Raw genomic sequence first — 4,593 nt, forward strand, 5'->3', positions numbered from 1 at the left:
GTAGAGGAACGTCCCGGTCGGTCCGAACACCTGGATGTCGCCCGTCCAGCCAAGCCGTTCGTCACGCTGCGGGCAGTCCGTCGGCAGCCCGACGAAGTTGCCTCGCATGCTCCACACGACGTTGTCGTGCAGGCGGTTGAGTCGGGCGTCCGAGGAGGCGAAGCCCCCGGTGCGCCGCATGTCGGAGTGCAGGACGCGGGCGACGACGTCGCCGGCGCGCAGCTCCCCCGGCCAGCCCTCGACCCGGGCGTAGCGGAACCCGTGGACGGTGAAGCGCGGCTCCCACTCCTGCGGGCCACCGGGGCCCAGGACGTACTCGTCCACGGAGTACGCGCCGCGCAGCGGACGGACGTGGAGGTCCCCGTCCTGCAGGACCTCGGCGTGGCGCAGTCGGACGACCGTGCCCTCCGGCCCGTCGACACGGATCCGGAGCCGGCCGACCAGGTTCTGGCCGAAGTCGAGCAGCGCGGCTCCGTCGGACGTGCGGGTGACAGAGGTCGCGACCAGCTCCTCGGTGCATCGGACCGGCGGACCCTCGGGCGCGACGAGCGTCGCGGGGTCACGATCGACCACCTCGACGGCCGACCAGCCGCTGTCGTCGAAACCAGCGGCCGACCAGCCCGCCTCGTCGAGGCGGGCGTCGTGGCGCTCGCCCTCGTACAGACCTGAGCTGAGGATCGGCCCCGTGCCGGCTCGCCAGCCCGGACCGGTCGCGACCACCTGTCGCCTGCCGTCGGCGAGCTCGATCTCGAGCTGGGCGATCAGCGCGAGCCGGTCACCGTAGATGTCCCGGTTGCCGCCGTCGAACCCGATCCTTCCGCGGTACCAGCCGTCGCCGAGGAACGCTCCGACCGCGTTCACCCCCTCCCGGAGGAGGTCGGTGACGTCGAAGGTCGAGTACCGCAGCCGGTGCGGATACACGGTCCAGCCCGGAGCGAGTTCCTCGTCGCCGACGCGGACGCCGTTCACGTACGGCTCGAACAGGCCGTGCGCCGAGACGTACAGCCGCGCCGCGACGGGCCGCTGCGCCAGCGCGAACTCGTGCCGCACGAGCGGGGGCGGCCGCAGGTCGGCGTCCTCGACCGGGCCGGGTGGGGTGATCGCCCTGGCCACCCAGTCGGACGGGTCGAGCAACCCTGCCTCGATGGTGGTGCCCGCGGACCAGGGCGACTCGCGCCCGTCGGCGTCCCGGACGCGCACCGACAGCACGAGGCGCTCGCGGGAGCGCAGAGCGTCGAACGGCCACGGGACGAGGCCTTGGGACGCCCCGTGGACCCACCCCGACGTCAGCTCGGGTCGGTCCTTGACCGAGACCCGCAGCTCGTACGCGCTGGTGCGCCAGCTCTCGGGTGCGCGGTCCAGTCGCCAGGAGACCCGGGGGCGCGCCTCGCCGATACCGAGCGCGTAAACGTGGTGCTCGACGGTGGGCGGGGCCACGGTGATCATGGCCGGCTCGTCGGGCGAGGACGCCGGTCGGGGTTCTCTCAGCACGGTCAGCCCTTGACCGCTCCGGCGGACAGGCCGCGCATGACTCGCTGGTTCAGGAAGATGTACAGCACGAGGACGATGAACATGTTGATGCAGATCGCCGCGAACGTCGGCCCGTAGTCGACGGCGCCGAACTGCCCCGTGAAGTTGAGCAGGCCGACCTGGACCGTGCGCAGGTTGTCCTGGGTGGTGAAGGTCAGCGCGATGAGCAGGTCGTTCCACAGGAAGAAGAACTGGACCAGGGCGATCGTGAAGATGGCGTTGCGCATCATCGGGAACCCGATCGACCAGAACGACCGGACCGCGGACGCCCCGTCGAGCGTCGAGGCCTCGAAGACCTCATGGGGTATCGAGCGGAAGTAGGTCGCCATCATGAACACGGTCAGGGGCAGGCCGATCGCCGTGTAGGTGATGATCAGCGGCCACAGCGTGCTGGTCAGATGCAGCTTGAAGTACACGGTGAACAGCGGCAGCAGGATCATCTGACCGGGGATCATGATGCCGGCCAGGAACAGCAGGAGGACGCCACCGCGGCCGCGAAAGACCATGACCTCCAGCGCGTACCCGGCCGCCGTGCCCAGCACGACGACGAGCGCGAGCGCCGGGAAGACAGCCAGCACCGAGTTGCGCAGGTAGAGCGCGATGCTCGACCAGGCCTCGGTGTAGTTGCTGAAGTTGGTGAAGCTCTCCGGCAACGACCACGTGGGGTTGTTGAGGAACTCGTCCTGGGTCTTGAAGGACCCGAGCAGGAGCCAGAGCAGCGGGTACACCATCACGACGAGCAGGATGGTGACGCCGGCGTAGAGCGGGATCCGGCGGATTCGTCGGCGTGCCCGACCGGGGCGACGAACCGGAGCGGCGACGGGCTGGGGCATCTGCGTCAGGGTGGTCATGGGCTCAGTCCTGGGTGATGTCGCGGCGGTTCGCGCGGAAGATGAAGAGGGTGACGATCAGGCACAGGATCGTGAGCGCGAGGGCGATCGTGGAGCCGTAGCCGTAGTTGCCGTAGAAGAACGACGTCCGGTACATCAACAAGGTCAGCGGTGTCGTCCCGCTCCCTGGCCCTCCGCCCGTCAGCGCGTAGATCGAGTCGAAGACCTTGAGGGTGCCGTTGATGCTGAAGATGATCGAGGAGACCAGGACCGGCAGGGACAGCGGGAGCACGATGCTGCGCACCAGTCGCCAGCCGGCCGCGCCGTCCAGTCGCGCGGACTCCAGCAGCTCGTCGGGGACGTCGACCAGGCCGGCGTACAGCAGGACGGCGTAGAAGCCCATCGAGCGCCAGATGTCCATCAGCGCGATGACCCAGAAGGCGTGGCTCGCGGTGCCGAACCAGTCGACGGCGTTGAGTCCCACGGCTTCGAGCAGAGCGTTGACCGGCCCCGTCTGCGGGGCGAACTCGAAGAACTTCTGGAACAGGAGGGCGACGGCCACGGTCGGCAGCACGACGGGGAAGAAGACGAGGGTGCGGATCGTGGCCGACGCCTTGCGCAGGAAGAAGATGTAGAGCAGGGCCAGTGCGTAGCCGACCGTCACCTGCCCGATGGTGATCACGACGGCGTACTTCAGGGTGAAGAGGAGTGCTTCGCGCGCGGCCGGGTCGGTGAGGAGCTTCTGGAAGTTCTCCAGCCCGACCCACTCGAACCCCGTGACGACGCTGCCGCTGAAGAACGTGTACCCCAGCGACCACACCATCGGCAGCAGCATGACGAGCGAGTACACGAGCAGTGCTGGCCCGAGCAGCAGCAAGATGGCGCGCTTGTCGCCCAGGACACGGTTCATGGCAGAAGCTGCCTCTCATCGTCGAGGAGGGTGGAGGCGGGCCGATGGGCAACCAWCGGCCCGCCTCACTGGTCGTGCATCGGGCGGGGTGTCAGGAACCCAGGCTCGCCTGGACCTGCGACATGAAGTCCTCACCGCTCAGCTGTCCGGAACCGAGCAGGCCGCCGTCGTTCTGGCTCGTGGTGGTGGCCTCCGGGCTGAAGTACGCCTCGAACCACAGGATGCTCTCCTGGGTCTTGCCGATCTCGTCCTGGACCAGCTGGCTCAGCGGAGAGACCTGCACGTCGCCGTTCACCTTGAAGCCGGTCACCTGGCCGCTGTCGCGCAGTGCGACCGTGCCGTAGTTCCCAGCGATGCACTTGACCCAGTCCTGCGTGGCGGTGTCCTTGAAGCCCTTGGACGAGATCGCCATGGCGGTACCGACGTTGGCGGGCATCTGGTCGGCAGAACCCTTGCCGCCGTCCACGGTCGGGAAATGCATGAAGCCGATGTTGTCGGCTCCGACCTTGTTCTGCGTCTCGTCCGTGAAGTTGGAGACGGCCCACGAGCCCATGTAGATGAACGCGGCGTCGCCGGTCAGGAACGTGTTGAGCGCGGTTGTGTAGTCGATCGAGGTGGGCGACGCCCCGAAGTAGCCCTGCTTGCCGAGGTCGGCGATCGCGTCGGCAGCCTTGACGTACTCGGAGTCCGTGAGCTTGGCCTTGCCGTCGCGCACGTCCTGCAGCGCGGTCGGACCGAGGTCGCGTGCGATGTAGTTGCCGACCCACCGGGTCACGCCCCAGCCGTCGCCGCCCTTGCCGGCCTGGGAGATCGGCTGGACGCCGGCCGCCTTGAGCTTGGCGAACGCGTCCGTGAGCTCGGTCCACGTCGTCGGGACGTCGATGCCGTTGTCGGCGAGGATCTTCTTGTTGTACCAGATGCCCTCGATGTTGAGCTCGGTCGGCAGCACGAGCTGCTTGCCGTCGTACAGGTTCTCGATCACCGACGTCGCCGCGGGCAGGACGTCGTCCGCGATCCCGAGCTGGTCGAGGGCCGCGCCGGCGTCCTGCAGGGTGCCCTGCTCCGCCAGCTGGGCGTTGAGCGACGGGGCGTTCGCGCTGATGAACAGCTGCGGAAGGGCATCCTGGCCGGCCAACAGCTGGAGCTGCTGGTCGAGCGTCGACTGCGCCTGCTTGGTGATCTTCAGAGGCTGGGCCTCGTTCTCCGCCTTGCACTCGTCGGTGCTCAGCGTGGTCAGGGTGGTCGGGATCGTCTCGTTCTCGTTGATCGCGAGGAACGACAGGTCGGACGCAGCCTTGCCCGATCCGCCTGACGGCGAATCGC

General features: G+C 68.2%; 4 protein-coding genes. All 4 read right to left on the bottom strand.

The genetic code is table 11. The features are described from left to right. The coding region (locus ACXJKG_RS19595; protein ID WP_456847403.1) for a family 78 glycoside hydrolase catalytic domain at window positions 1-1,446 on the bottom strand (1,446 nt) is incomplete at its 3' end. A 47-nt stretch (window positions 1,447-1,493) separates the two neighbouring features. Further along, the gene (locus ACXJKG_RS19600) at window positions 1,494-2,381 is read right to left on the bottom strand and encodes a carbohydrate ABC transporter permease (RefSeq protein WP_456847404.1); all 888 of its coding nucleotides are present in this window, start codon (window positions 2,379-2,381) and stop codon (window positions 1,494-1,496) included. Between the two features lie 4 nt (window positions 2,382-2,385). Further along, entirely contained in the window at window positions 2,386-3,270 is an 885-nt protein-coding gene (locus ACXJKG_RS19605) for a carbohydrate ABC transporter permease (protein WP_456847405.1), read from the bottom strand. Between the two features lie 91 nt (window positions 3,271-3,361). Continuing rightward, the coding region (locus ACXJKG_RS19610; RefSeq protein WP_456847406.1) for an ABC transporter substrate-binding protein at window positions 3,362-4,593 on the bottom strand (1,232 nt) is incomplete at its 5' end.

Source organism: Cellulomonas sp. P5_C6 (assembly GCF_054049635.1).